The sequence below is a fragment of the Pelagimonas sp. genome, from assembly GCF_050633425.1.
In the GTDB taxonomy this organism is placed as follows: Bacteria; Pseudomonadota; Alphaproteobacteria; order Rhodobacterales; family Rhodobacteraceae; genus Pelagimonas.
The window spans coordinates 116,113-142,066 of sequence record NZ_JBOEGM010000016.1 but is presented as its reverse complement, the minus strand read 5'-3'; the positions used below and the strand labels follow the sequence as shown (position 1 = coordinate 142,066).

General features: G+C 54.7%; 24 protein-coding genes. 12 read left to right on the top strand and 12 right to left on the bottom strand.

Annotated features, from left to right (window positions below; genetic code table 11):
• Nucleotides 1-33 precede the first annotated feature (33 nt).
• Nucleotides 34-216, top strand: a complete 183-nt coding sequence (locus ACRBB0_RS13865; RefSeq protein ID WP_431375032.1) for a hypothetical protein — start codon at nucleotides 34-36, stop codon at nucleotides 214-216.
• A 432-nt stretch (nucleotides 217-648) separates the two neighbouring features.
• Here ACRBB0_RS13865 and ACRBB0_RS13860 read toward each other — a convergent pair whose 3' ends face one another.
• Nucleotides 649-1,335, bottom strand: coding sequence for an aspartate/glutamate racemase family protein (locus ACRBB0_RS13860; RefSeq protein WP_431375031.1), 687 nt, complete (start codon nucleotides 1,333-1,335; stop codon nucleotides 649-651).
• Between the two features lie 8 nt (nucleotides 1,336-1,343).
• Nucleotides 1,344-2,264, bottom strand: coding sequence for a LysR family transcriptional regulator (locus ACRBB0_RS13855; protein ID WP_431375030.1), 921 nt, complete (start codon nucleotides 2,262-2,264; stop codon nucleotides 1,344-1,346).
• Between the two features lie 104 nt (nucleotides 2,265-2,368).
• Between ACRBB0_RS13855 and ACRBB0_RS13850 the strand changes: the two genes are divergently transcribed.
• From ACRBB0_RS13850 to ACRBB0_RS13825, 6 genes are all read left to right on the top strand, one after another.
• Nucleotides 2,369-3,619, top strand: coding sequence for an NAD(P)/FAD-dependent oxidoreductase (locus ACRBB0_RS13850; RefSeq protein WP_431375029.1), 1,251 nt, complete (start codon nucleotides 2,369-2,371; stop codon nucleotides 3,617-3,619).
• A gap of 34 nt (nucleotides 3,620-3,653) precedes the next feature.
• Nucleotides 3,654-4,637 (top strand): TRAP transporter substrate-binding protein, encoded by a 984-nt coding sequence (locus ACRBB0_RS13845; RefSeq protein ID WP_431375028.1) that lies wholly within the window; start codon nucleotides 3,654-3,656, stop codon nucleotides 4,635-4,637.
• Between the two features lie 64 nt (nucleotides 4,638-4,701).
• The gene (locus tag ACRBB0_RS13840; protein WP_431375027.1) at nucleotides 4,702-5,415 is read left to right on the top strand and encodes a TRAP transporter small permease; all 714 of its coding nucleotides are present in this window, start codon (nucleotides 4,702-4,704) and stop codon (nucleotides 5,413-5,415) included.
• Entirely contained in the window at nucleotides 5,412-6,725 is a 1,314-nt protein-coding gene (locus ACRBB0_RS13835; protein ID WP_431375026.1) for a TRAP transporter large permease, read from the top strand. The genes ACRBB0_RS13840 and ACRBB0_RS13835 overlap by 4 nt, the downstream gene beginning before the upstream one ends.
• A gap of 6 nt (nucleotides 6,726-6,731) precedes the next feature.
• Nucleotides 6,732-7,676: a hypothetical protein gene (locus tag ACRBB0_RS13830; RefSeq protein ID WP_431375025.1), complete on the top strand. Its 945-nt coding sequence runs from the start codon at nucleotides 6,732-6,734 to the stop codon at nucleotides 7,674-7,676.
• Nucleotides 7,677-7,858: 182 nt separating this feature from the next.
• Nucleotides 7,859-8,275, top strand: coding sequence for a VOC family protein (locus ACRBB0_RS13825; RefSeq protein WP_431375024.1), 417 nt, complete (start codon nucleotides 7,859-7,861; stop codon nucleotides 8,273-8,275).
• Between the two features lie 401 nt (nucleotides 8,276-8,676).
• Here ACRBB0_RS13825 and ACRBB0_RS13820 read toward each other — a convergent pair whose 3' ends face one another.
• Complete coding sequence (locus ACRBB0_RS13820; protein ID WP_431375023.1) at nucleotides 8,677-9,126, bottom strand: Lrp/AsnC family transcriptional regulator; 450 nt, start codon at nucleotides 9,124-9,126, stop codon at nucleotides 8,677-8,679.
• A 172-nt stretch (nucleotides 9,127-9,298) separates the two neighbouring features.
• Here ACRBB0_RS13820 and ACRBB0_RS13815 point away from each other — a divergent pair, with 172 nt between their 5' ends.
• Nucleotides 9,299-9,736 (top strand): universal stress protein, encoded by a 438-nt coding sequence (locus ACRBB0_RS13815; protein WP_431375022.1) that lies wholly within the window; start codon nucleotides 9,299-9,301, stop codon nucleotides 9,734-9,736.
• 9 nt (nucleotides 9,737-9,745) lie between these two features.
• The gene (locus ACRBB0_RS13810; protein WP_431375021.1) at nucleotides 9,746-11,287 is read left to right on the top strand and encodes an alanine/glycine:cation symporter family protein; all 1,542 of its coding nucleotides are present in this window, start codon (nucleotides 9,746-9,748) and stop codon (nucleotides 11,285-11,287) included.
• Between the two features lie 109 nt (nucleotides 11,288-11,396).
• Here ACRBB0_RS13810 and ACRBB0_RS13805 read toward each other — a convergent pair whose 3' ends face one another.
• From ACRBB0_RS13805 to ACRBB0_RS13770, 8 genes are all read right to left on the bottom strand, one after another.
• On the bottom strand, nucleotides 11,397-12,347 hold the full coding sequence (locus ACRBB0_RS13805; RefSeq protein WP_431375020.1) for an NAD(P)H-dependent flavin oxidoreductase: 951 nt from the start codon (nucleotides 12,345-12,347) through the stop codon (nucleotides 11,397-11,399).
• A gap of 330 nt (nucleotides 12,348-12,677) precedes the next feature.
• Nucleotides 12,678-14,057, bottom strand: a complete 1,380-nt coding sequence (locus ACRBB0_RS13800) for an FGGY-family carbohydrate kinase (RefSeq protein ID WP_431375019.1) — start codon at nucleotides 14,055-14,057, stop codon at nucleotides 12,678-12,680.
• Nucleotides 14,054-14,371 carry an L-rhamnose mutarotase gene (locus tag ACRBB0_RS13795; RefSeq protein WP_431375018.1) on the bottom strand — a complete coding sequence of 106 codons (318 nt, stop codon included), beginning with the start codon at nucleotides 14,369-14,371 and terminating at the stop codon, nucleotides 14,054-14,056. Before ACRBB0_RS13795 ends, ACRBB0_RS13800 begins: the two co-directional genes overlap by 4 nt.
• Nucleotides 14,368-15,369 (bottom strand): ABC transporter permease, encoded by a 1,002-nt coding sequence (locus ACRBB0_RS13790; protein WP_431375017.1) that lies wholly within the window; start codon nucleotides 15,367-15,369, stop codon nucleotides 14,368-14,370. The genes ACRBB0_RS13795 and ACRBB0_RS13790 overlap by 4 nt, the downstream gene beginning before the upstream one ends.
• On the bottom strand, nucleotides 15,366-16,346 hold the full coding sequence (locus ACRBB0_RS13785) for an ABC transporter permease (protein ID WP_431375016.1): 981 nt from the start codon (nucleotides 16,344-16,346) through the stop codon (nucleotides 15,366-15,368). The genes ACRBB0_RS13790 and ACRBB0_RS13785 overlap by 4 nt, the downstream gene beginning before the upstream one ends.
• Nucleotides 16,343-17,884 carry a sugar ABC transporter ATP-binding protein gene (locus ACRBB0_RS13780; protein WP_431375015.1) on the bottom strand — a complete coding sequence of 514 codons (1,542 nt, stop codon included), beginning with the start codon at nucleotides 17,882-17,884 and terminating at the stop codon, nucleotides 16,343-16,345. The genes ACRBB0_RS13785 and ACRBB0_RS13780 overlap by 4 nt, the downstream gene beginning before the upstream one ends.
• A gap of 76 nt (nucleotides 17,885-17,960) precedes the next feature.
• Nucleotides 17,961-18,956, bottom strand: a complete 996-nt coding sequence (rhaS, locus tag ACRBB0_RS13775; protein WP_431375014.1) for a rhamnose ABC transporter substrate-binding protein — start codon at nucleotides 18,954-18,956, stop codon at nucleotides 17,961-17,963.
• A gap of 25 nt (nucleotides 18,957-18,981) precedes the next feature.
• A complete protein-coding gene (locus ACRBB0_RS13770) occupies nucleotides 18,982-19,794 on the bottom strand; it encodes a DeoR/GlpR family DNA-binding transcription regulator (RefSeq protein WP_431375013.1) in 813 nt (270 codons plus the stop codon).
• A gap of 186 nt (nucleotides 19,795-19,980) precedes the next feature.
• Here ACRBB0_RS13770 and ACRBB0_RS13765 point away from each other — a divergent pair, with 186 nt between their 5' ends.
• Complete coding sequence (locus ACRBB0_RS13765) at nucleotides 19,981-22,083, top strand: bifunctional rhamnulose-1-phosphate aldolase/short-chain dehydrogenase (RefSeq protein WP_431375012.1); 2,103 nt, start codon at nucleotides 19,981-19,983, stop codon at nucleotides 22,081-22,083.
• Between the two features lie 11 nt (nucleotides 22,084-22,094).
• Nucleotides 22,095-23,369: an L-rhamnose catabolism isomerase gene (gene rhaI, locus ACRBB0_RS13760; RefSeq protein WP_431375011.1), complete on the top strand. Its 1,275-nt coding sequence runs from the start codon at nucleotides 22,095-22,097 to the stop codon at nucleotides 23,367-23,369.
• Nucleotides 23,370-23,596: 227 nt separating this feature from the next.
• Here the strand turns inward: rhaI and ACRBB0_RS13755 are convergent, their stop codons facing one another.
• Complete coding sequence (locus tag ACRBB0_RS13755; protein WP_431375010.1) at nucleotides 23,597-24,631, bottom strand: LacI family DNA-binding transcriptional regulator; 1,035 nt, start codon at nucleotides 24,629-24,631, stop codon at nucleotides 23,597-23,599.
• Nucleotides 24,632-24,712: 81 nt separating this feature from the next.
• Between ACRBB0_RS13755 and ACRBB0_RS13750 the strand changes: the two genes are divergently transcribed.
• Entirely contained in the window at nucleotides 24,713-25,894 is a 1,182-nt protein-coding gene (locus ACRBB0_RS13750) for a phytanoyl-CoA dioxygenase family protein (RefSeq protein WP_431375009.1), read from the top strand.
• Nucleotides 25,895-25,954: the final 60 nt, after the last annotated feature.

Here is a 25,954-nt window from a genome sequence, read left to right as displayed (position 1 = left end):
GGCACAAAACCAAAAAGAAGAGAAAGACCATCAATGAAGCGATACATTATTCTTGCAATACTTGGGCTAAGCGCCTGTGATTCACCCGCAGAACTCGCAGCCAGCCAAAAACTCGATGACGCTTGTCTGGATGGGAACATCCAAGCCTGTGCAGCCGTTCAGCAAAGAGTGAACGCGCGGAACCAAACCCTGGCGACCACAACCGCAGGCTTCTAAAAAATGGGCCCGCTCCCCTGAACCTCGGACAGATTAACGTCTCGCTCGGCACACGCCGACTACGGACAATTCGCTGTCGGGCAGCGGATGCAACATTTCTGAAGCCACATCGCATGGTCTTCTATCTTAGCATTAAGTAAGGAGGACAAATTACAAAACACGCGGGGAGTGGACGTCTGAATGGCCGATCCAAAAGCCGCATGAATCCCAAGCTTCATGTGGCCTGACACGGCCTTCGGCGTCCACTCAACCTCATCGTGACTGCGCGCCTCACGCCGCGACGACTATCATTTGCCCATCAATTGGCGGCGTCTGGCAAGCCGCGCCTTGAATTGAATTGGAAGATACCGGAAGCAAGAAACTATATATTTTTCAGGCTCACCAACAGGCTCTCCAAAATGAACAATCTGGGCGCGAACTTATGCGAATGATCTAGAAACGATTGGGCGCTAAACCTGCTTGAAACCAGTTCAAAAAGCTAACGATTGAATAAACGGGACGCCCGGTAATCTGAGCGATCTCAGCGGCATAGGGGGCCATGTTGGTGCATTCGAGCACGATTGCCCCGACAGATTGGTGTTCTGAGACAAGCTGCTGGGCCATCGCCTTCATTTCGGCCCGGCAGGCAAAAAAGTCCATATCCGGCAGGTCGTCGAATATCGCGGTGGCAAAGGCCCCATCGCGGGGCAACCCTTCTATTGGAATGTCGCCTCGGGCACCGGCCGCATGTAAATGCGCGACGCTCAGGCTTTCTTTTGAGATTGTCAAAACGCCAACGTTTTGAGTGGCGGGCAGTGTCGCTTCGATCATCGGGATCTGCATCAAAGACGAACTGGCAAAAGGAACACCTAGGGCGTCTTTCAGCTCATCTTGCATAAGCGACAGAAATCCACAGGACGTTGTCAGCCCCCTGCACCCCTCGGCCACCAAGTCGCGTCCGACTTGAATAAACGCATCCAAAAGCGCGCGGGGGTCTTCATGCACAACTTTTTGAGCACTGGCCCCACCAACTGCACGCATATGGACAGGAAAATTCCATGTTTTTTCATGACCGATATCGCCAATAGGGCGTAGAAAATGGGTCTCTAGCATCAGGATGCCAACGGCGGCGGGTTCCATATCGTCTCCTATTTCGCCCGCACTATGGGCTTGCCGTCGGCGTTATAGGGCTGCAATTCAGCCAACAGAAATTCCAAAAATTCTTTGCCGAGTTGAGAGAGTGGGCGTGTAGCAGAGGTGATCACAGCCATGTCCATCATAATGGGTGGTTCAAACCGACGGGCGATAAAGCGGTCATCGTAGTCGAACTCCAACCCAAAGCGATCAAGCAGCGCCACACCCATGCCTTCTTTTACGAAGGCCAGGAGGTTTTTGAACAGATGCGAGTGCACCCGTGATTTCATTGGGATGTTGGATTTCTCAAACGCCTCACGAAATCGTCGCTGTGTGATGTGATCTGGCCCCATCACGAGCAGCGGCTCGTCTTTAAGACGTTCAGGCGTCAGCACGTCGTGTTGCCCAAGCGGATTGTCCTTGTGCAACGCAATGCGCGTTTCCACATGTAGCGGGTAGTATTTGAGCGTGTCATAGAGCATCGGCATTTCGCATATGCCGATCTCAAAAAGACCCGACAAAACCCACTCCTGAATTTTCGAACTGTACTGCGACTGAAACGAGATATTCATGTCTGGTCTGGTCTTGGCAAACTTGGCGATAAGCTTGGGTGCAAAACCGAATGACACCGAGTGCTGCGAGGCGATTTGAAGTTGCCCGGCTTGCTTGTTTTGTAAATCGACGACGGTCTGTGTGACGTGATCAAGTCCGCGCACCACGGTGTCGATCTCTCTGTGCATCAACTCTGCCTCCGGTGTCGGAACAAGCCGACCGTGCAAGCGTTCAAAAAGCGTAAGCCCCGTTTGACGCTCGAGTTGGGCAAGCAGGTTTGAAATTCCGGGCTGAGAAATGCCCAAGGACTCGGCAGCGCCGGTGACGGTGCCCGTCTCGATGATGGCATGGAAGGCCTGAAGCTGTCGAAATCTTAGTCGCATACCGGCACATATCACTTCTTATTATGTGATTACCAGAATTTAGTATTGGAAATGATGCTATCTGACTGCCAAACTCAATCTTAACCTTAACAGAAAGTCGCTTAATGCCTTCAGAGCATATTGTTGTCATCGGTGCCGGGATTGTCGGTGCGTCTTCTGCCATTTGGCTGCGTCGTGCCGGGTATGATGTCACTCTTTTAGATAAAGGCGCGCCGGGCATGGGGGCCTCTTATGGAAACGGTGGCATTCTGGCGAGCTGTTCTGTCGTGCCGGTCACCGGTCCGGGCCTTCTCAAAAAAAGCCCAGCGTATTTGGCCAACCCCAACTTCCCACTTTTCATGCGCTGGGGCTATGTGCCCAAACTCATCCCCTGGCTGATCAAATACATGTCACATGCGAACGAAGGCGACACCCGCCGGATCAGCCAAGGGCTGACCACGATTGTGGGGGACAGCCTTGAACAACATCAAGCTCTGACGTCTGGCACCAAGGCCGCAAAGTGGGTGCAAGAAAGCGACTATAGTTTCGCCTACCCCGACCGTCGCGCCTTTGACGCCGATGCCTTCGCGTGGCAGCTGCGCAAGGAAGCCGGGTTTGAGCCCACGTTCATTGAAGGACGGGCTGTTCAGGAGGCCGAGCCGATCCTAGGCCCCGCGACCCAGCTTTTGGCTGTGCTCAAAAACCACGGCTTTATTCTAAATCCCGGTTCTTATGTTGGTGACCTTGTCACTCTGCTCCAAGAAATCGGCGGCAAGTTCATTCAGGCCGACGTCAAAGATTTCGAACTGAGCGGCGGTCAGGTCAGCGCCGTGGATACCCACATTGGTCGCATCCACTGCGACAAAGCCGTCGTGTCATCCGGGGTTTGGTCCAAACCGCTGATGCAAAAACTTGGGTTGACGGTTCCCCTTGAGGCGGAGCGCGGCTATCACATCGTGTTCAAAAAACCCAACCTTAAGCCCAACAATCCAATGATGCTGACGGCTGGGAACTTTGTCGCCACGCCGATGGACCACGGCGTACGCTGTGCTGGTGTGGTTGAGTTTGGCGGGTTAAGTGAGACGCGCTCGAAAGCCCCTCTGAAGCTTTTGCGCCGCAAAGCGCAAGAGATGTTTCCCGATTTGGCATTCGAGAGTGACGAAGAATGGCTCGGGTATCGCCCGGCACCGTCCGACAGCCTCCCCTTGATTGGTGAGCTACACGACACCGGTGTTTTCACGGCTTTTGGCCATCACCACATCGGCTTGACGGGGGGGCCTAAAACTGGTCGGCTCGTTGCAGATATGATTGCTGGCAACCACACAAACAATGACATTCGCCCCTTTGAGCCGATGCGCTTTGCGGTGGGCAAATAACCAAGACCAACAACAATAACTCAGGGAAAAAACAATGAAACCAAGTCACAAAACATTGAGTACGACCGCTATGACTGTTGCGCTGGCGATCGCGGGAGCCACCGCCTCTGCCGAGAAATGGGACATGCCCATGGCATACGCCGCAACCAACTTTCATTCTGAGCTGGGTGTCGTTTTTGCCGACAAAGTCCGCGAATACACCGGCGGCGAGATTGATATCACGGTGCATCCCGGAGGCTCGCTCTTTAAGGGCGGCGAAATCAAGCGCGCGGTTCAGACCGGTCAGGCACCAATTGGTGAACGTTTCATGTCGGCTCATGCCAACGAAGCCCCGCTCTTGGGATGGGACAACCTGCCCTTTATTGCGACCACCTATGAAGACAACGACAAGCTTTGGGCTGCGGCCAAAGACAAGGTGAACGCACAGTTGTCCGATCTCAACCTCGTGGCGCTCTATACCTGCCCATGGCCTGGTCAGGGCTTCTATTTCAAAAAGGAAGTCACTTCATCTGAGGACACTCAAGGTGTGAAGTTCCGCTCCTACAACACGGCGACAGCTACTTTTGCCGAAGAGCTTGGAATGATCCCCGTTCAGGTCGAAGCCGCTGAGCTGAGCCAAGCCTTGGCCACAGGTGTCGCAGAGGCGTTCATTTCGTCAGGTTCAACAGGCTATGACCGCAAGGTTTGGGAAACGCTGACCCACTATTACAAGGTCAACGCCTGGCTGCCACGCAACTATGTCATGGTCAACAAAGGCATCTGGGAAGGCCTGAGCGCAGACATGCAGGCCAACGTCCAGAAAGCTGCCGATGAAACCGGCGCGGCCTGCGCGGCCAAGTCAGCAGAGCTTGCCAACTGGTATTTTGAACAGCTGGAAGCCAACGGCATGAAGGTCGAAGACGCGGGCGCCGACTTCCTTGCTGAGCTTGAAGCCATTGGCGCGAAAATGACGGCTGACTGGCTGGCAGATGTGGGAGAGGATGGCCAGGCTATCCTTGACGCCTACAAAGCCAACTAAGGCCAATGGCGGCGGCCTCACTCAGATTTGGGGCCGCTACCGACCTGATTTCAGAGGAATTTCTATGCGAGATTGGCAACCATTTCTGGGGCTGCCCTTATGGGTGTGGCTTTTTGTGTTTCCGGCGCTGTTAGCGCTTTTTTGTCTTTGGCAGGGTCCAAAAGCCGTTGCGCTTCTGTCACCTGTCTGGAGGTTTCTCGATAAAATCTACAAGGCGGCCGGCGTGCTGGCTGCGTGCTTTATGGTGCTGATCTTGCTGTTGATTATTGGGCAAATGATTGCCCGTTGGTCCAACCTCACCTTCCCCGGATCGACCGAATATGCCGGTTATGCCATGGCCGCGACATCCTTTTTCGCGCTGGCATACACTTTGACGCAAGGGGGGCATATCCGCGTATCCGTGTTGCTCAATCTCAATAGGCACACCGAGTTTTGGCTTGATGCGGTGGCGATGTTCATTGCGGCCACCACCGCCACCTATTTTGCGCGTTACGCAATCAAGACCAACATCATGTCAGAAATGTTGAATGATCGCACCCAAGGTCAGGATTTCACCCCCGAATGGCTGCTGACCTTCTTCGCCATGTTCGCAAATTCGCCCTCAAAATGGGGAGAGATGTGGGCCAAGACAGGCTCGGACTGGGTCTATACCCCCGTCTGGTTGCCTCAGTTGCCGATGTCGATTGGCACCGTGCTTTTGGCAATCGCAATCTGGGATTATCTCACACGGCTTCTTGCGCATCGTGAAAGTCAAATTCACGGGGAGGTTCTGGAATGAGCGAACTTTACGCCACAGCGATTTTTCTCTTTGTCCTTTTCGCGCTTTTAGGCGGCTCCGTTTGGATCGGGCTTGCTCTGATGGGGGTGGCATGGGTTGGCATGGAGCTGTTCACATCGCGCCCCGCCGGGGATGCGATGATCACCACAATCTGGACAGGCGCATCAAGCTGGACCCTCACCGCCTTGCCGCTTTTCATCTGGATGGGCGAAATCTTGTATCGAACCCGATTATCCCAAGATATGTTCCGCGGCCTTGCGCCATGGATGCGTTTTCTGCCCGGTGGATTGTTACACACCAATATCGCAGGCTGCACCATCTTCGCGGCGGTGTCCGGTTCATCCGCTGCAACCCTTAATATGGTCGGCAAAATGTCGATCCCTGAGCTGCGCAAACGTGGCTATCCCGAGTATATGATCATCGGCACATTGGCAGGGGCCGCAACGCTCGGCCTGATGATCCCACCCTCGCTAACACTGATCGTCTACGGCGTAACCATCAACGAAAGCATCACCAAGCTTTTCATGGCGGGTGTCTTTCCCGGTCTCGTTTTGGCGGGGCTTTTCATGCTCTACATCATGGCCTGGCACTTTGTTTACAAAGATCAGAGACCAGAGCCGGAACCCCCAATGCCAATGGCAAAACGCCTCGCCGAAAGCCGGTTTTTGCTGCCTCTGTTTGGGTTGGTCTTTGTGGTGATCGGGTCAATGTACCTTGGCTATGCCACAGCCACCGAGGCCGCTGCGGTTGGCGTTGTCGGGGCGCTTTTGCTCTCGTTTATGCAAGGTTCGCTTGATTGGAAAACCTTCCAAGACAGCCTGATGGGCGCGACCAAAACCTCGGCGATGATCGCCTTCATTCTTATGGGCGCGGCGTTTTTGTCGCTGTCCATGGGCTTTACCGGCCTGCCGCGGGCGCTCGCGGAACTGATCGAAAGCTATAACCTATCGCCAGTGGCCTTGATCGCTGTGTTGACGGTGTTCTACCTGATCCTCGGGATGTTCATGGACGGGCTGTCATCGGTGGTTTTGACCATGGCAATTGTCGAACCTATGATCCGCGCCGCAGGTATTGATGTCATCTGGTTTGGGATCTTCCTTGTGGTCGTGATCGAAACCGCGCAGGTCACGCCGCCCATCGGGTTCAACCTTTTTGTCCTTCAAGGGATGACCCGCCACGACATCGGATACATCGCCAAAACGGCGATACCGATGGTGGGCCTGATGTTGCTCATGGTGGTCATTCTGGTGATCTGGCCCGAACTGGCAACTTGGCTGCCCGATAACATTCGCCAAGGGCCAGGAGGATAAATCAGCATGCTTGGCGTTCTTGGGGGCATTGCGCGCTATGGGCGCTTTGTCCTTGTCGTGGGGCTTGTCGCTGGGCTTGTCTTGCCCAGCGTCGCGTCGGCCCTAAGGCCATGGCTCAGCGAACTGGTGCTGCTGTTGCTGTTTCTGACGGCCTTTCGTGTGGGTCTGCCGTCTGCATTGGACGGGCTCTCCCAATTCCGCAACACGCTTGGGGTTGTGCTGGTCTATCAATTGGCAATGCCGCTGATATGCATCGCAATGTTTGCGCTCTTTGGCCTTGCCCATAGCCCAGTTGCCATTGCCTTGACACTCATGCTGTCGGCTCCGTCTGTAACGGCGAGCCCGAACATGTCGGTGCTCCTTGGCCAAGCGCCCGAGCCGGCCTTTCGGCTCCTCATCCTGAGCACGTTGATCCTACCACTGACAATCATACCGATCTTTTGGGTCTCACCGGCCCTTGGGAACTTATCAGAAGCGGTCTACGCGGCCTTGCGTCTTGGTCTGACGATCAGCGCAACCATTGCCGTGGCTTTTACGCTGCGCGCCCTGTTTAGGCCGGACATGGGGCCGCATGAACTCCAAGCGCTTGATGGGCTAACATCGCTTGCCTTGGTCGTCATTGTCATCGGCCTCATGAGCGCGGTCGCCCCCGCGTTGTCAACTGCGCCTTGGTCGCTTGCAAAATGGTTTCTTGTCGCAATGGTCGCCAATCTCGGCTTGCAAGTTGTGGCATATGTAGGCTTGCGCCGATTTGGAAACGAAGACAGCGCAGCCCCCATGGCTTTGGTCGCCGGAAACCGCAATGTGGCGCTTTTCCTTGTCGCGTCGTCAGCAACCCAAACGGATGAATTCCTCTTGTTCCTAGGATGCTACCAGTTTCCAATGTACCTGACCCCAATCCTCATGCGCCCGCTTATGGGCCACAAAACTGGCGCAAAGAAAGCAGGTTGAAGAAAGTCGACCATGGAAAACCCGAGATGCGCCGCAAGGTTGCCAACACCCGCTTAGCGGCGTCAGCAACGCCGCACAGTAGGAATTGATTTTGGCTGCCTCTGGTCCGATTGCAACGAGAGACGTGTCGCCACCAAAGATGGCCACTTGCCTGCGCTATTTCTCTGGGCCAAACTTGTTTCATGAAACTTGAATTGCACCATATTAATCTATGCTCGACCAACGTGGCCGAGATGGACCGCTTTTATCGCGATGTATTGACGCTTGGGGATGAAAACCCTTCGGAATTGCCTCCGCTGAATCAAGAAAAAGGTTTGGTGGGTGACGTCTCTTTTGTGACCGATGGCAATATTCAGATGCACCTGACACCACGTGACATTTTGAATTCGTTTCGTTCCGGACAGGTTGTAAACCCGCTTGAACGCGGGCATATCGCGTATCGCACCGACGACATCGAGGCATTTATGGCCCATTTGGACGCTCAGGCTGTGCCCTATTCAGACTGGGGCAGCAACGCTGTAAAAGGCTGGCATCAAGTGTTTTTCTATGACCCTGATGGAAACGTTATCGAAGTTCATCAAATTGTGGACGCGGAGTGAAGCTTTGATCGTCCTTGGTAAATTCCTGTCCAAATGGGAAATCGCGGTCTTGGCTTGGTTTCGCACAAGTTGCGGGGCGGGCATTTGATTGAAACCAAAGCGATAGTTGACCTCTCGTAGCAGACCAATTCGGCCGAGCGACAAAACCAAGAACAGACCGGCCGTCAACGACGCTCGGAAGCAAGGCAGTGCCGCGCGTTTCCACACCCGCAGAAACTCTAATCTTTGGCAGGACTGGGCCGCAGAGCGTCAGACTGGCAAACATTGCCCCTGCCCGCATTTTTACGAGGCTGATTGAGGGCGACGATGAGGTCAGCTCAGACCGTTACGTTGGCCAAGTCTGTGCCGCACTCAGAAGGACAGCACATTTTCCACCCCGCCTTTCCTGCCAAAGGCAGGGTTCAGTTTTTGACAACTTCCATGACGGCAAAGGAATTCGTCTGAAGGATACCGGGCAGTTTATTGATGCTGTCCCCAAGAACTTCGCGAAAATGCCGCATGTCTCTGGTCCGAACAGTCAAAAGATAGTCGAACGCCCCGGCGAGCATGAGGCAGCCTTCGATTTCGGGGATGGCGAGAACCGCCTTGTTGAAGGAATCCAGTGAATTATCGCCACCGGTCGCGGCAAGTGAAACCTGAACCACCGTTAAATGACCGAGGCCGAGCTTGTCCAAGTCCAAGGTCGCCCGATACCCTTTGATATAGCCCGAGCGTTCCAACCTTTTGACCCGCTCCGAACAGGGCGTGTTGGTCAAATTCACCCTCTGAGCAAGCTCAACAATGGACAGCCTTCCATCTGATTCGAGCTCTGCCAGAATCTTTGAGTCGATACTGTCTATTTCCCTATTCATTAGTAATTTTTCCTAAATTTCAGCCAGTATATGGGGATTATTTCAGCATATATCCTGCTTTCATCCCCATTTTCTAGTGAAAATCACTTACTCTTAAAATTGTTACCATCGCCTTTCAGCCCCTTTGAAACGGTGGCGACACAAAAAGATAAACCAACACGGAGCCTGACCAATGACCGTTAAAATAACAGTTGGACTGGATGGCACAGATACCGGTGAACGCGCGCTTACTTTCGCTCGGGACCTCGCGTCTCGTATCGAAAATTGCGAGTTGATCGTGACCTATGTCGTCGAATGGTCCCCGTTCACATTCCAGACCGCGGAAGAGAACGAAAAGCGCCACAAACGGCGTGAAGAAGAGATCGAAATTGCGACAACACGGGTTGTAACCCCTGCTGTCAAAACCCTGCAAGACGCCGGAATCAAAGCGACCGGTGTGGTGCAGCACGGCGATGTCGCCGAGACGCTGAACCGGATCGCCACCGAACATGGTGCCTCTCAGATCATCGTCGGCCGCGTCTCAAATGACGGATTCACCAAGCGTATTTTCGGCAGCTCAACACAGAACCTGGTCATGCACGCAGACGTGCCTGTCACGGTTGTTGGATAGAGGTCAATCATGAACATTTTTAAAACACTTACCACAGCGTCTATCGCCAGCATCGCAGCCCCGGCTGCATTTGCCCAAGGGATCGACGAAAAGGTCAATCAGGCCTTCGCAACAGCAACCGGACCATTTGTTAGCTTCATTTTCGCCCCTATTCCGGGAACTGGCTTCCCTTGGATCGTCATGTGGCTGGTCATCGCGGCCACGGTTTTCACCATTTATTTCGGGGCTGTGCAATTCCGCTTTTTCGGGCACGCGATCGGTCTGGTCAAAGGCGATTACTCTGACCCCAATGACGCAGGCGAAGTCAGCCACTTCCAAGCCCTTGCAACAGCCCTGTCTGGGACAGTTGGCCTTGGGAATATCGCGGGTGTCGCGGTTGCGGTTGGCATTGGCGGACCCGGCGCGACCTTTTGGATGATCCTTGCGGGGTTGTTGGGCATGGCGTCAAAATTCACCGAATGTACGCTCGGTGTTAAATATCGCAATGAATACGAAGACGGCACCGTGTCCGGTGGCCCGATGTATTACATCTCTAAAGGCTTTGATGAGCTTGGCTTGCCCGGTGGTAAAATCCTTGCTGTCCTATTCTCGATCTTCTGTATTCTGGGGGCGCTTGGTGGCGGCAATATGTTCCAGGCCAACCAAGCCCACGCTCAGATTTCTGGGATTGTCGGCGACTATCCGGGTTGGATCACTGGCCTGATTTTTGCAGCTGTGGTCTTTGCTGTGATCGTTGGCGGGATCAAATCCATTGCAAATGTGACTGAAAAAGTCGTGCCGCTCATGGGTATCTTGTATGTGGGCGCAGCGCTTATCATTCTGATCGCGAACTACAACATGATCGGCTGGGCCTTTGGTCAGATTTTTGCCGGTGCGTTTACCGGTTTGGGTGTTGCTGGTGGCATGGTTGGGGCCTTGATCCAAGGTTTCAAACGGGCTGCGTTCTCGAACGAAGCGGGTGTTGGCTCCGCAGCGATTGCACACTCTGCGGTGAAAACCAAAGAACCCATCACAGAAGGGTTCGTGTCTTTGCTTGAGCCGCTGATCGACACGGTTGTGATCTGTACTATGACCGCCTTGGTTATCGTGATCTCGCAGCAATTGATCATTGATGAAGCGACCGGCGTTTATATGCTTAACGAAGCAGGATCAGCCATTGCCACGATTGACGGCAACACGGGTGTTGCTCTGACATCGGCGGCCTTTGGGTCGACAATCAGCTGGTTCCCATTTGTGTTGGCAATCGCGGTGATCCTCTTTGCCTTCTCGACCATGATCTCCTGGAGCTACTATGGCCTCAAAGCATGGACCTACCTCTTTGGTGAGGGCAAAACCGTTGAGCTGGTGTTCAAGGTGATCTTCTGCATCTTCATCGTCATTGGTGCCTCGGCCTCGCTTGGTCCTGTCATTGATTTCTCTGATGCTGCGATCTTTGCCATGGCCGTTGTAAACATTCTGGCGCTTTACTTCCTGATGAAGCTGGTTCGGGTAGAGCTTCAAAGCTACTCCGAACGTTTGGCAAAAGGCGAAATCAAGAAATTTAGTCACTAACCAAAAAAATCCCCGATGCATGTTCTGTGCGTCGGGGAACGTTTTGCTGAGGTCGGCATGTAAACCCGGTCGGAAAAACACGTAACAAGTATGCGTCGGCTCTCCCACACTATAGGGGCATCAACCTGTGCGCCTGCGACATGATCTGGTGCAAGACTTCCGCAGCTGGCGGCTTATCAGTGATGAGACCAATCGCCTCGCCAACAATTGGGGTTGCGATATTGGGGTCGCCCTGTGCCATCGCGTTACTCCAAGCCTGCGATACATCCTCGACATGCTGCGCCAAATCCGCCTCATCTCCATGCCACCGCGCCGTGAGCTCGTTGTTGAGAACCCGGCACGAATAGCGGCTCGGCCAATCCATTTTCCGAATGATATCAATGACGGACGTTCGCAGGGTTTCATCCCCTGATGAGGCCAATGCCCGTTCCATTAGACGCGGCTGCACCAATGCCTCTTGCGTTGCCCAAAACCGGGTTCCGATGACAACCCCATCGGCGCCCAGCATACGTGCCGCCGCGAGACCACGCCCATCAGATATGCCCCCCGCCGCACATAGCAAAGCTGAGTGCCCACTGCGTGATATCTCGTCAGCAATTTCTGGAACAAGCGACATGGTCCCGCGGGCTTGGCCATGGCCTCCGGCTTCGGATCCTTGGGCGACGATCACGTCAGCGCCCGACGCCAAAGCGCGTTTGGCGTCGCGCAGGGTTTGGACCTGACACATCAACGGGACCCCTGCCCGCTTGATCGAACCGGAAAAGGGTTCAGGGTCACCAAAGGACAAAAAGAGTGCAGCAGGATCGCGATCCAACACAGCCTCGAGCACCGACGGGTTTTCAGCCAGCGCCCATGTTATAAAGCCACATCCAACCCGCGCCCCGTCAGCAAGATCGAATTGCTCCATAATCCAATCCGAGTTGCAATAGCCGCCGCCAATCATGCCCAAACCGCCCGCTTGGGTGACAGCCTGCGCCAGTGCGCCGCCTGCCGCCAAAGCCATGGGGGCTTGAATGACGGGATGGGCGAGGCCCAATAGATCGGTCAGCCGTGTTTTCATTGCATTCGCCTTCTTTACTCTGGAACCAGAAGATCACCGATCCCCCAACGCGCCAGTTTCACCTCTTCAATGATCAAAAAATGGCAGCTGGGTCTTTTCTAAGGCCAACTGACAGTCGCTTGCTCATACCAAAATCAGGTCGGTTTTTGCTGTCACCTGGGCCAGTCCCGTTTGGACCGCTGTCTTGCGTAACTTTGATGTTAAGATAAGGCATCGGTCAATCCTTTCACATGCGAATTATGCGGGCCTTTGGGGGCGCTGCACCAGCGTGCGTCTTCGCAGAGTTCAGGGAGAGGGCCGAAGCTCGGCCGCCCCCATGCGAAAAGCGGTCTAAGCTGTTGCAACACTTGCGCGCCAATGGGCGGCGTAGGTTGCGAGTGAATGCGTATCATCTACGGCCTTGAAGGCGCGGGGCTTGGCCACGGCGTCGCTTGCCCCTGTCAGCAAAGCCGCTCCGATGCTTGTCCCGGTTTCTGCCTCGCTGACCAAGACCGGCCTACCCGTCGATGCGCCAAGCATTGTTAAGAACTCGGTGTTTCGCGCAAACGGCCCTTCGACAATGGTTGGGCCCTGCGCCCCCGTGAGCTGTAGGCAGGTGTCTGTCATCATGGCGAGGTAGAAAGATAAGGCCGCCGATCTCGTCGGAGCCCCAGAAGGCACCTGTTCGTGGTTCCATCGTGCCTGTCGTCCCTGAAAAGGGCCGCTTCGGGGTTCAACCGATGGCAGGATCATCAAATGACCATCCAAAACGTCGGCTGTTTCACTCTTTGAGGGGGCCGACATCGGATGACCGTCCTGGATCACTTCGTATTCCCGCCCGCCCATAAACCGAGCGCTCGGAACGGCCTGCCCAAGGGCGTTCACATTCACCAGAGTGTCGCGCGCGGGATCAAGTACGATGTCGACGCCCCCCATGGTCATCGCAATGACCCATGTCCCAGTGGACACGACAGAGAATGGCCCGTCTTGGGTCAGTATATGCGGATAAAGAGACGCGTTTGAATCATGGATGCCGACATAAACGGGGGTATCAGGCAGCAATCCGGTGGCCTGCGCGACATCCGGCAGGATTGTGCCCAGGACATCGTTTGATTTCTTGACCTTGGCGAGCTTGTTTTCGATACCTAACCGACGCGGCAAATTCGAAAACACCCCCTCATAAGGATGCCAAAGATCCGTATGGCATCCAAGCGACGTCACATCCATGGCGGCCAGCCCGGTCAGCCGGTGCCCCCAATATTGCGGATAAGTGACGATCTGCGCCGTTCTATCCCGCAACGTTTGATCCGTCGCGAATTGGTAGTGTAACTGCGCGCCAATATTGAGCCCACCCGCCAGTTTGGGCGATCCTGTTTGGGCAAAATCCGGCCGGATCGCATCGTAGTCGGCGACAATCTGTGCGGGGTATTCATGTTCATAGTCAAGAATTGGCGCAGCGAGGGACCCGTCAGCCGCAAGCAAGGCAGCACAAGCCCCATGGGTTGTGATAGAAATCGCCTCAACCCCGTGCTGAGCTTGAAATTGACCCAAAGCATCAAGCAAAAACCGCCAATGCCCATCGACATCATAATGCGGCCAGGGTGGTCCCGGTCGGACAGTATTTGGGCGCGTGACAACAGCGATTTCGGTCAGCGTCGGCAAATCAACCAACGCCAATTTAACGTTCGTCTTGCCAATATCTATGACCGCGATGTGTTTGGGGCCGCTCATGGCAGGTGAAACAAGGGCGTCAGCGCAACAGCAACGGGCGCATTATCGGGCGCAGTCTGCATGATGTCGGCCATATGCGCCCACCATTTCTGCATAATCGGATGATTGGGAAGATCATCCATCCCATGATCGCTTGTCCGCGTGAGAACCCCGATAAGGTGGCCGGTTTCGGGATCAAGGTGAATGGAATAATCGCTGATACCCGCGGTGTGCAAAAGATCCACCAACTCTGGCCAAATGGCATTGTGGCGGCGTTCATATTCCTGTGCCATCCCGTCATTCAGCTTCATCCGAAAAACAAAACGTTCGCTCATGCTTTGCGCCTCGCTGCTGCCATTGCCCAAAGACGGGGCAGCGCAATGACCCCGATGAGAAGCAGACCAATAAAGATAGACATCACGATGCCGGGAACATTCAAAAGCCCCAGCCCAAAAGTCACCAAGCCCATCACAAAGGCCGCGATCACGACGCCTGGAATGGTGCCTGATCCGCCCAGGATATTGACACCACCAAGGACAACCATCGTCACCACCTCAAGCTCCATGCCTGTTGCAATGCTCGGGCGTGTCGAGCCAAGGCGCGACGTCAGGCAAATGGCGGCCACCCCCGACATCAGACCGGTGAGCAGAAACAGGATAAACTTGACCCGTTGGACGCGAATACCACTGAACAAGGCACCGGTTGGATTGTTGCCGATGGCATAGACGGCGCGTCCAAAGTTGGTTTTATGAAGCAAAACGCCGTAGATGATTGCGATCACGACGAAAAGCAGCATCTCGACCGTGAACACCCAATAGATATAGCCCTGTCCAAACCACGCAAAACTGGCTGGGTACCCGCGAAACGCATCATCCCCCAGAATGATAAAGCTAATCCCACGAAAGAGGCTCATGGTGCCAATCGTGACAACAATCGAAGGCAAGCCAAGGACCGTCACAAAAAATCCGTTAAAGCCCCCACAGAGCAGGCCAACTGCCAACCCGATCACCACAAGTTCCGGCGTCCCTGCCCCGTATTGCACCGCTAATCCCATTGCCGTGCTGGCAAGCGCAATGATTGAGGCAACCGAGAGGTCGATCTCACCCGAGATGATCAGCAAGGCCATCGCAAAGGCGATCATCGCCTTTTCGGTAAAGTTAAATGTCGCGTCGCTCAGGTTCCATGCGCTGAGAAAATATGGTGATGCGAAACTGTTGATCACAAAAATCGCAATGGCGACGGCCAAGAGCAAGGCTTCCCAGCTCTTCAAGAGCCGCGCGGCACGGCTGTTGAGGCGGTCAGGAACGTGACGGGTTTGGGTGACGTCGCTCATGATGCACTGTCCGCTTTTTTCAAAATGATGCGCCCTTTGGTGCGGCCGGCGCGTGCGTTGAACGCCACTGCGACCAAGATCGCACTGCCAGAAATCGCAAGCTGCCAGAAGGGTGAGATATTCACCACGGGCAATGCGTTTTTGACAACACCCAGGAACAAAGCCCCAAGCACAGCCCCACCAACGGAGCCAATTCCACCTGCGATTGAAATCCCGCCAATCACACAGGCCGCGACCACCTCAAGCTCAAACCCGCCGGCGATGTCCACATAGGCCACGGCAAAACGAGACACCCATAGATACCCTGTGAGACCGGCCAGCGCCCCCGACACGACAAAGGTCCAGAACTGCGTTTTGCCAACATCAATACCTGTGTAGACTGCTGCATGAGGGTTGCCGCCGACTGCGAAAATCGAGCGGCCGAATGAGGTTCGCGCCATCATCACCCCAAACAAAAGGATCGTGATGATTGCGACCCAAGACAAAACCGGAAGTCCCAACAGAACCATCCGCGGCACCTCGGTAAAGGCTGGTGACATTTCGTGGCTGTTCACCCATTTTCCGTCTGAAATCAGAAAGATAATACCGCGAAAAATTGTCATCGTCCCCAAGGTCACAACGATGGGCGGAATGGATAGTTTCCAAACCAGGATACCATTCACCGCCCCCATAATCGCTCCGAGCGCAAGTGCGATGACGATGATGACCGGAATGGGCAAACCTGGCATGGCGACATTGATCATGGCAACGGCCATGCCTGTCAGGGCCAGATTGGCGGCGACAGACAAATCAATGCAGCGTGTCAGGATCACAACCATTTGCCCCAATGCCAGTATGATCAATGGGGCCGTATCGTTAAACACATTGGCAAGATTTCCGGGGGCCACAAAGCCTGAAAAGCGAGAAGCCACAAGCATGAGCAAGACAAGAATTGCGGTCGCAAGAATGGTCTCGCGCACGGGGATTAGTCGCATCATGCTACTTTTCCTTCGGGAGAGGACGTGATGCCAGCAGCGTGGCGGACAAGTGTTTCGGGCGTCACCTCATCACTGTTGAGTTCCGCCGCTATACGCCCGTCGCGCATGACGATCACACGATCCGACATGCCGACGATTTCGGGAATTTCAGAGCTAACCATAATGACCGAAAGCCCCTGCGCGGCCAGTTCGGCCATAAACTCATGCACCGCCGCCTTGGAACCGATGTCGATGCCCTTGGTCGGCTCATCCAAAATGATCACCTGCGGCCGCGTCGCCAACCACTTGGCTATAACGACCTTTTGCTGGTTTCCCCCAGACAGGTTGCCGACATCCTGATCCAAAGACGCCGCCCGCAGATCCAGCCTTTCGGAATACTCGCGCGCAAGTTTGAATTCTTCGGCCAATTGCAAAAAACCGCGCCTCGAGGTGCGTTCCAACGAGGGAAGCGTGATGTTTTGAAAAATCGGCAGGCCAATAACAGCCCCCTGTTTGCCTCGATCTTCGGGCACATAGACGATCCCATTGCTCACCGCGTCGGCAGGCGAGCGAATAATCGTAATGTGACCGTTAATCCGGCACACACCCTTGGACGGTTTGGTAATGCCAAAAAGCGCCTGCATAAACTCAGACCGACCAGCACCGACAAGACCGTAAAACCCAAGGATTTCACCACGTTTCAGGGTGAAAGTAATGTCAGAAAATTCGGTTGGATGGGCATATCCCACCACCTTTAAAACCTCGTCTCCCACATCGTGGTCGCGCGGCGGGAAAATCTGATCAACAGAGCGTCCAACCATCATGGTCACAAGCTCATCCTCAACAATATCAGCAATCAAGCCATCGCCAGCAAATGTCCCGTCTCGAAACACGGTATAGCGATCGGCGATGCGGAAAATCTCGTCGAATTTGTGGCTGATAAAGAGGATTGCTTTGCCTTGGGATTTCAGAGTCTCGACCAGCTCGAACAGCTCTTCGATCTCTTTATGAGAGAGCGCGGCCGTAGGTTCGTCCATGATGACAACGCGGGCGTCCACCGACAGCGCGCGGGCAATAGCCACAAGGTGCTTGTTGGCGATGCCAAGATCGCGCAGCTGGGTGTGCGAACTAAACGGAGCACCGATGTCGACCAAAAGCTTCGCGGCTGCGCGGTGCATTTCGGATTTGTCGATCAGGCCAAACCGTGTTTTGGGCACATGGCCGATAAAGATATTTTCAGCGACGGATAATTCGTCGAACAAAACCGTTTCCTGATGGATTGCGGTGATGCCAGCCTTCGACGCATCGTTGGGGCTCGCGAAGGACACCGGTTGTCCATCAATGCGAATAGTGCCGCCATCGGTTTGATAAATTCCCGTCAAAATCTTAACAGTCGTCGACTTACCTGCTCCATTTTCACCAACCAAAGCAGTAACTTGGCCGGGGTACAAGTCGAGCTTGACGTTATCTAGGGCTTTGACCCCTGGGAAGGTCTTGGTGATCATGTCCATCGAAACGACCGGGGTCACATCAGGAGAATTTGGCGCGGGACGCGTCATATATTTAGACCTCGTTGGACAGTGTAATAAGGAGGCCCGGCCCTGCGTAATGCTGGGGCCAGACCAGTCGGGAGACTTAGAAGATCGACTTGAACTGCTCGATATTGCTGGCGTCGTACACAAACGGATCAGCCATCGCGCCTTCGTTGTTTTCGTCCAGTGTCAACGCGCCCATGCGACCCATTGGGATTTCCGCGCCAGCCATCGGTTCAACGCCATTTTGGCTTAGCTCATACGCCAACATGGTCGCGGAATAACCCAAATCAATTGGGTTCCAGATCGCAAAGGATTGCGAGGCCCCAGATTCAATGGCACCCGCCATTTCGGAAGGCAGACCGAGGCCCGTTACGTTGACTTTGCCCACTTTGCCAGCGTCGACAACAGCCTGTGCGGCGGCAACGATCCCCACCGATGTCGGCGCAATGATCGCGTCGAGATCTGGATAAGACTGCATCAGCCCCGTCGCTTCCCGGTAGGATTTATCAGCAAGGTCATCACCATAAACGGTCGCGACAACATCAATGCCGGAATAGTCGCCCATTACGGCCATCATCTCGTCGATCCAGATGTTCTGGTTCGTGGATGTTGTGGTAGCAGACAAGAGCGCAACTTCGCCACCATCGGGAAGATGATCTGCCGCCAGCTTGATGATCATGTTACCGATCAAAGGGTTAGATGATGGGTTGAGGTGCAGTTGGCGACCTTCAGGTGCCACGCCCGAATCCCAGCTGATGACGGTGATGCCACGTTGCATGGCGCGTTTCAAAGCCGGAACCAAAGCGTCGGTATCGTTGGCTGAAATGGCGATCGCATCGACTTGTTGGGCGATCAGAGCGTTGATGACTTCGATCTGACCCTCTGCGGTTGTATCGGTTGGGCCAGTGTAAATGATCTCAACATTGCCAAGCTCGGCTGCGGCTTCTTCGGCTCCTTCAGCAGCGGCTTCAAAAAAGCCGATGCCAAGGGCTTTGACAACAATCGCGATCCGCACATCATCATCTGCGAAAGCAGGCGCACCAAACATTGCGCCGGCTAGGGCAACGGATGTCGCTAGTTTCTTAAATACACTCATGGTTTCCTCCCTGGAGTGGTTTCAATCAGGCTGGCAATTGCGCCACCCCCTCTTTCTGAGCGGCACCAATAGGCACAACGATCAGTGTCACATCTGCGCTTTCCAGCATGGCCGCCGTCCGATCATCAATGCCGTCATCTGTGATCATTGTGTCGATCCTTTCCAGCGAACAAAGCACCAGACTCGAACGGTTTGCGAATTTCGAACTATCGACCAAAACGATGAGTTCTTCGGCCTGCCCGATCAGTTTTTGCTCGGCTTGGATCAACAGCGGGTCGCCTTCCATCAGGCCCAGCGGACCAATGCCCTGCGCGCCCATAAACATCCGTTTGGCATAGAAATTACGGGTCACATCATTGTCGAAAGGCGACAGGATAATGTTTTGTTCGCGGTAGATAATGCCGCCAGAGAGCATGACTGTGTTGCTTGTGTTCTTTAGCAAATGCTCCGCAATCGGGAACGAGTTGGTAAAGACCTGCATACGGCGCGATGCCAGCGGGTGCACCATTTGAAACGTGGTCGTCCCGCCATTGATAATGATCGGCTCACCGTCCTCACAAAGATCAACAGCGGCTGCGGCAATCGCCTGTTTTTCTGCGATATGCATCGTTTCATTGACGGAAAAGGGACGGCCTGCAAGGCCAACAAACGGCTTGGTGGATAAGGCTTCTGCACCACCGCGCACCCGGCGCAAACGTTTCTGCTCATCAAGTGTGTTGATGTCCCGGCGCACCGTCGCCTCAGACGCACCGGTCAGCGAACACAGGTCAACGACTGTGACCAGCGAGCGGTCTTGGACGGCAGATAGGATGACGCGATGACGGTCTTTCTCGTGCATTGGGTGCCCTTTCAATTGGCTTAACGTGGATCGAGTCGCGGCATTGTGTCAATCATTTTTTGTCACAAACCATCATTCTGCACCGCAGCATGATTGCTTTTGATTGTTTTTGATTGACTAAAGGCCCGTGCCCCGTCAGCCTGCACTCAACAGAATTGTATTAACCCGCTCAGCCCGGAGACACACATGACCTCTTCCCAAAAAAGCCAACGTCTTGAAAACAAATGGGATGCAGCCCTTGCTGACGGGATGAGTGAGCCTGAAAAGCTTCTCTACCGCTCAAACCTTTTGGGCTCGGACAAAAGAATCACAAACTATGGCGGCGGCAATACATCAGCGAAGGTCATGCAAAAGGATCCTCTGACAGGCGACATGGTTGAAGTCCTTTGGGTCAAGGGCTCAGGCGGGGATGTCGGTTCGATCAAAATGGACGGGTTTTCAACCCTTTACATGGATAAGCTGAACGCGCTGCGCGATCTGTATCGCGGGGTCGCGTTTGAGGATGAGATGGTGGGGTACCTGCCCCATTGCACATTCAACCTAAACCCGCGCGCGGCGTCGATTGATACGCCCTTGCACGCCTATGTACCTGCCTTGCACGTCGATCACATGCACCCTGATGCGATCATCGCGATTGCGGCGTCAAAAGACAGCAAAGCCATGACACAACAGATATTTGGCGACAGCATTGGCTGGTTGCCGTGGAAAAAGCCGGGCTATGAATTGGGCCTGTGGTTGTCTGAGTTCTGCGCAAAAAACCCAGAAGCAAAGGGGGTCGTCCTTGAAAGCCACGGATTGTTCACCTGGGCGGACGATGCGCGTGACTGTTATGAATTGACGATCGACATAATTCAAAAAGCGATGGATTGGTTTTCGGCACAAACCGCTGACACAGAGGCTTTTGGCGGTGCCGCACACACGCCGATGTCAGCCCAGGAACGCCGCGCAACAGCCACACGCTTGATGCCCGCCATTCGCGGTTTTGTTTCCGGCGCGCAACATATGGTTGGGCACTTTACGGACAATGACGCCGTTCTGGAATTCGTGAACTCAAAGGACATGCCGCGCCTTGCGGCGCTTGGAACCTCCTGCCCCGATCACTTTTTGCGCACCAAGATCTGCCCGCTTGTGGTCGATTTTGATCCTGCCAAGCCAGATGTTGACGCAACTCTTGCCGGTCTTGAGGCTGCGGTTTCAGACTATCGTAAGGGCTACCAAGCCTATTACGATCGCTGCAAGAAAGACAACAGCCCGGCCATCCGCGATCCGAACGCTGTGGTTTATCTGATCCCCGGCGTCGGCATGATCACCTTTGCCAAGGACAAGGCCACAGCGCGGATTTCGGGTGAATTCTACGTCAACGCGATCAATGTAATGCGCGGCGCAGATGCGGTCTCCGAATACCAAGGCCTGCCTGAGCAAGAGGCCTTTGACATCGAATACTGGCTGCTCGAAGAGGCTAAGTTGCAACGCATGCCTGCGCCAAAATCCATGGCTGGGCGCGTTGCTTTGATCACTGGGGGCGCTGGTGGCATTGGGGCCGCGACGGCGGAACGCTACCTTCATGAAGGGGCCTGTGTGATGTTGGCCGATATTGACGACGCCGCCTTGGCAGAAACCGCAGCCGGTTTGACCGCCCGTTACTCAAGCGATGTTGTGCGCACCGTCAACATGAATGTCACAAGCGAAGAGGCCATCGCAGCAGGCTATGCGGATATCGCCGTCGAATTTGGCGGTGTCGATATATTGGTGTCAAACGCAGGCATCGCCAGCTCGGCACCGATCGAAGAGACATCGCTGGATTTGTGGAACAAGAACATGTCGATCCTGTCGACCGGCTATTTTCTTGTCAGCCGAGAGGCCTTCAAGCTGTTCAGGGCTCAGGACATGGGCGGAGCCGTGGTATTTGTCGCCTCAAAGAACGGCCTTGCCGCGTCTCCCAACGCCTCGGCCTATTGCACCGCAAAAGCCAGCGAAATCCACCTTGCCCGTTGCCTCGCGCTGGAAGGCGCGCCAATGGCTGTGCGCGTCAATGTGGTGAACCCCGATGCGGTTTTGAAGGGAAGCAAGATTTGGCAAGGCGAATGGCTTGACCAACGTGCAGGCACCTATGGCACCGACAAAGACGGATTGGAGGCCATGTATCGCGACCGCTCGATGCTCAAACGTTCAGTCCTTCCCGAAGACATCGCCGAAGCCGCGTATTTTCTTGCGTCCGATCTCTCGGCCAAATCGACAGGAAATATCATCAATGTGGATGCTGGCAACGTCCAAGCGTTCACACGTTAAGGACACGTATCATGATCAATTCTGACATCATTGCCCAGTCAAATGACCGTGCGGCTGCGACACTTCGGGCCGATTATGATGCGCTTGGCGAACATCTCGACCGGCGTGATATAGACATCGAAGCGATCAAATCGAAGGTCGCGACATATGGAGTTGCCGTCCCAAGCTGGGGTGTTGGAACCGGCGGAACGCGGTTCGCGCGCTTCCCCGGCACCGGTGAGCCACGCGATATTTTCGACAAGCTGGACGATTGCGGCCTGATCCACCAACTGACACGCGCGACGCCATCAGTGTCGTTGCATATCCCATGGGACGCGCAGCCTGCGGCCGACCTGAAAAGCAAGGCCGAGGAAGTCGGAGTGAGCTTCGACGCCATGAATTCCAACACCTTTCAGGACCAACCTGATCAGGATCATAGCTACAAATTTGGCTCCCTCTCTCATACCAATGCCGCCACGCGCCAACAGGCGGTCGAGCACAATATTGCCTGCATCGAGCTTGGGGTTGAGATCGGATCAAAGGCGCTGACAATTTGGGTTGGCGATGGGTCAAACTTTCCCGGTCAGACAAATTTCACCCGCCAATTCGACCGCTATTTGGACGCAACCAAACAAGTCTATGGTGCCTTGCCTGACGACTGGACGCTCTTGACCGAACACAAGATGTACGAACCCGCCTTCTATTCCACCGTCGTGCAGGACTGGGGCACCAACCTGTTGATCGCACAGCAGATGGGCGACAAGGCAAAATGCCTTGTTGATCTGGGCCATCACGCACCAAACGTAAATGTCGAGATGATTGTCGCCCGTCTGAATCAGTTCGGTAAACTTGGTGGCTTTCACTTCAACGACAGCAAATACGGTGATGATGACTTGGACACCGGAAGTATTGATCCCTACCGTTTGTTCTTGGTCTTCAACGAGTTGGTTGAGGCCGAAGCCAACCCGGATTTCAACCCGATGCATATGCTCGATCAGAGCCACAACGTCACGGATCCAATCGAAAGTCTGATGGTGTCCGCCACCGAAGTGCAGCGGGCATATGCGCAGGCATTGATTGTTGATCGAGCGGCCTTGGCGGGTTTTCAAGAGGAAAATGACGCTCTAATGGCGACAACGACACTCAAGCACGGGTTTCGCACGGATGTGGAACCGATCTTGGCCATGGCCCGGCTTGAACAAGGCGGCGCAATAGACCCGGTTTCGACCTATCGCACCTCATGTTACCGCGCCAAAGTCGCGTCTGAACGGCCAGCAGTCAGTGGTGCAGGCGGTGGAATTGTCTGACCAATACGCGTGAGTGTTTAGGCTCTGGCCTGCTTGGCTTTCGATTTGAACCTCTGCGCAACCGCCTAAGAACTAGGTGGCCGCAAAGCCATCTTTGGCCAAGCGCCCAAACTCAGTTGCGATGGCATACAGAGTGCAGCGTTTGGACAGCGCCGGAGCAACAGATCGAAAGCGCCGGACACGCCAACAGGAAGGTCTAGACTGCCCCTGTTTTGGGTCTTGCTGTTTTAGGCTGTTGTCCGTTGGGGCGGAATATTTTCTGGTGTCAGCACCTGAACAGTCGAAATGGCCTGAGCAGCCGGCTCAACAGGAAGCCGATGAAAGGTGAGGAACGCGCCAAACGCATTCTTTATATCCGTCTGCAAATCGTGGTGGAGGATAATATCCAGCCGCCCATCTAAAATGAGCGCGTGGTTCTCTTGGTCCAGATCATGGGCCACAAAAACCGCCGGGCTGAGCCCATGATGCGCAAGCGTGTCCAAGATTGACCGATTGCCGCCGCCCATCGAATAGACAGCTCTCAAATCGGACATGCTGTCGATGGCCTGCGATAAAATCTTGGACGTCTCATAGCCGAGCCCACTGCCACCTTGCAGCTTTATCACGCGCAAATTCGGGCATAGCTTTGCCAAGACCGACACAAAGGCAAGTTCACGGGCTTCTTCGCCTAGGAAACGGTCATGACTTCGCATGGCCAACACCGTACCGGGGCCATCTCCCAGAATCTTGGCAATGAGATAGGCCGCTGTGCGCCCCGCACCAGCGTTGTCCAGCCCCACATAAGTCAGCCGATCAGAATGCGCGATATCCGTAACAAGCGTGACGACCGGTATTTTCGCACCAGCCAGCGTATTGACCGCATCCCTGATCTTGGCAGTGTCCCGCGCCTTGAGACATACGCCATGGCTTCCACGTTTGAGAATGCGCATGAGGGCCGCGACAACCTCACCCTCGTCCATAATCTCTTGTTGGAGAAACCTAGGGCGGCAAACGGCTGTACCAATATGGGGAAGAACGGTTTCGGCCGCCGCCTTCACTTCACGTCCAAAGCGCGCCGGGGCCTCAACCACAAAGTCAAAAAACAAGCGCCGACCACGGGCGGCAAGCTGGCCCTCTTGCGCTTTCAGTTCGTCCATGGCGGTTGTTACACGCAACCGCGTCTGGGGGCTCACATTGCCACGATTATTGAGAACTCTGTCGATGGTGGCAGTGCTCAACCCCGATTGGCGGGCAAGCTCTTTGATCGGGAAGCGATGGGTCATTTGATGTATTATTGATGTGTTTTGGCGATCACCACAAGGCCCGTGGCGTTAAGAATGATGTAAGACAAGGGAGAAACAGCCATGACACACACACACCAAGCCGCCCCCGGCTATTACGACCCTGACGCCTGTGACTTGCAGGACTTCAAAGCGCTGATCGGCCAAACCACCCTCGCCGAGGACGTGCCTCATGCTGCGACGATCGTAAAAAACATACCGATCTACGACATGGGCGCGTTGCGGCCTGCTTTGGAAGACAATCACTCCCGCCGACAACTTATGGCCGAATGGGCGCGTGTTCTACGGTTTGGGGCTGGTGTCTTGGCGCTCAAAAACACCTATGACGATACCAGCGTATTGGATGAAGCGACCCGCATTTACGAGCAGATCATTGAGGCCGAGAAACAGAGCTCTGGCGGCGGTGGCGATCACTTCGCGGCGTCTGGCGCAAATGATCGAATTTGGAACTCACTGCAAAAGCTCTGCGAAGCCTCGCCCGACGTCTATTTGAACTACTTTGCCAATACCGCGATCTCAGCAATATGCGAGGCATGGCTGGGCCCGAACTATCAGATGACCGCCCAGGTGAACCTGGTCCATCCGGGCGGCGCTGCCCAACAGGCCCATCGGGACTATCATCTTGGGTTTCAAACCGCCGATGTCAGCGCGTCCTACCCCGCCCATGTCCACGATGTTTCGCCGGTGCTGACGCTGCAAGGGGCGGTCGCGCATTGCGATATGCCATTGGAGAGCGGTCCAACCAAGCTGTTGCCCTATTCGCAAGCCTATCTTCCCGGCTATGCAGCCTGGCGAAGGGATGACTTCCGCGCCTTGTTCGAAGAACGGCACGTGCAATTGCCGCTGTCAAAGGGTGATACGCTCTTCTTTAATCCCGCGTTGTTTCATGCCGCTGGGGCAAATACCAGCGATGACATCCATCGTTTTGCCAACCTGCTACAGGTGTCATCGGCCTTTGGGCGCGCAATGGAAACCATTGATCGTGACAAATTATGCAAGTTGCTATTTCCCCATGCGATGCGCGCCCAGGCCGAAAACAGGGTCACCAAGGCCGAGCTTGCCGCCGCCATCAAGGCGACAGCGGAAGGTTATTCATTTCCAACGAACCTTGATCGTGACCCTCCCAAAAACGGCCTGGCACCAGAGACACAATTGGCCTTCTTTGAGCGCGCCTTGTCAGAAGGACTAAGCCAAGACGACTTCTGTCAGCACTTGGACGATATGAAAGCGGTCCGACTGGCTTAGGGGCCTGCCCCTAGCAAAACGCTGCAATTCGCCCCGTTTATGCGGGCGGATTGCATGTTT

Excerpts from the sequence above, each read along its gene's own strand:
- ACRBB0_RS13865 (WP_431375032.1), top strand. The coding sequence starts at position 34 with ATGAAGCGATACATTATTCTTGCAATACTTGGGCTAAGCGCCTGTGAT.
- ACRBB0_RS13860 (WP_431375031.1), bottom strand. The coding sequence starts at position 1,335 with ATGGAACCCGCCGCCGTTGGCATCCTGATGCTAGAGACCCATTTTCTA.
- ACRBB0_RS13855 (WP_431375030.1), bottom strand. The coding sequence starts at position 2,264 with ATGCGACTAAGATTTCGACAGCTTCAGGCCTTCCATGCCATCATCGAG.
- ACRBB0_RS13850 (WP_431375029.1), top strand. The coding sequence starts at position 2,369 with ATGCCTTCAGAGCATATTGTTGTCATCGGTGCCGGGATTGTCGGTGCG.
- ACRBB0_RS13845 (WP_431375028.1), top strand. The coding sequence starts at position 3,654 with ATGAAACCAAGTCACAAAACATTGAGTACGACCGCTATGACTGTTGCG.
- ACRBB0_RS13840 (WP_431375027.1), top strand. The coding sequence starts at position 4,702 with ATGCGAGATTGGCAACCATTTCTGGGGCTGCCCTTATGGGTGTGGCTT.
- ACRBB0_RS13835 (WP_431375026.1), top strand. The coding sequence starts at position 5,412 with ATGAGCGAACTTTACGCCACAGCGATTTTTCTCTTTGTCCTTTTCGCG.
- ACRBB0_RS13830 (WP_431375025.1), top strand. The coding sequence starts at position 6,732 with ATGCTTGGCGTTCTTGGGGGCATTGCGCGCTATGGGCGCTTTGTCCTT.
- ACRBB0_RS13825 (WP_431375024.1), top strand. The coding sequence starts at position 7,859 with ATGAAACTTGAATTGCACCATATTAATCTATGCTCGACCAACGTGGCC.
- ACRBB0_RS13820 (WP_431375023.1), bottom strand. The coding sequence starts at position 9,126 with ATGAATAGGGAAATAGACAGTATCGACTCAAAGATTCTGGCAGAGCTC.
- ACRBB0_RS13815 (WP_431375022.1), top strand. The coding sequence starts at position 9,299 with ATGACCGTTAAAATAACAGTTGGACTGGATGGCACAGATACCGGTGAA.
- ACRBB0_RS13810 (WP_431375021.1), top strand. The coding sequence starts at position 9,746 with ATGAACATTTTTAAAACACTTACCACAGCGTCTATCGCCAGCATCGCA.
- ACRBB0_RS13805 (WP_431375020.1), bottom strand. The coding sequence starts at position 12,347 with ATGAAAACACGGCTGACCGATCTATTGGGCCTCGCCCATCCCGTCATT.
- ACRBB0_RS13800 (WP_431375019.1), bottom strand. The coding sequence starts at position 14,057 with ATGAGCGGCCCCAAACACATCGCGGTCATAGATATTGGCAAGACGAAC.
- ACRBB0_RS13795 (WP_431375018.1), bottom strand. The coding sequence starts at position 14,371 with ATGAGCGAACGTTTTGTTTTTCGGATGAAGCTGAATGACGGGATGGCA.
- ACRBB0_RS13790 (WP_431375017.1), bottom strand. The coding sequence starts at position 15,369 with ATGAGCGACGTCACCCAAACCCGTCACGTTCCTGACCGCCTCAACAGC.
- ACRBB0_RS13785 (WP_431375016.1), bottom strand. The coding sequence starts at position 16,346 with ATGATGCGACTAATCCCCGTGCGCGAGACCATTCTTGCGACCGCAATT.
- ACRBB0_RS13780 (WP_431375015.1), bottom strand. The coding sequence starts at position 17,884 with ATGACGCGTCCCGCGCCAAATTCTCCTGATGTGACCCCGGTCGTTTCG.
- rhaS (WP_431375014.1), bottom strand. The coding sequence starts at position 18,956 with ATGAGTGTATTTAAGAAACTAGCGACATCCGTTGCCCTAGCCGGCGCA.
- ACRBB0_RS13770 (WP_431375013.1), bottom strand. The coding sequence starts at position 19,794 with ATGCACGAGAAAGACCGTCATCGCGTCATCCTATCTGCCGTCCAAGAC.
- ACRBB0_RS13765 (WP_431375012.1), top strand. The coding sequence starts at position 19,981 with ATGACCTCTTCCCAAAAAAGCCAACGTCTTGAAAACAAATGGGATGCA.
- rhaI (WP_431375011.1), top strand. The coding sequence starts at position 22,095 with ATGATCAATTCTGACATCATTGCCCAGTCAAATGACCGTGCGGCTGCG.
- ACRBB0_RS13755 (WP_431375010.1), bottom strand. The coding sequence starts at position 24,631 with ATGACCCATCGCTTCCCGATCAAAGAGCTTGCCCGCCAATCGGGGTTG.
- ACRBB0_RS13750 (WP_431375009.1), top strand. The coding sequence starts at position 24,713 with ATGACACACACACACCAAGCCGCCCCCGGCTATTACGACCCTGACGCC.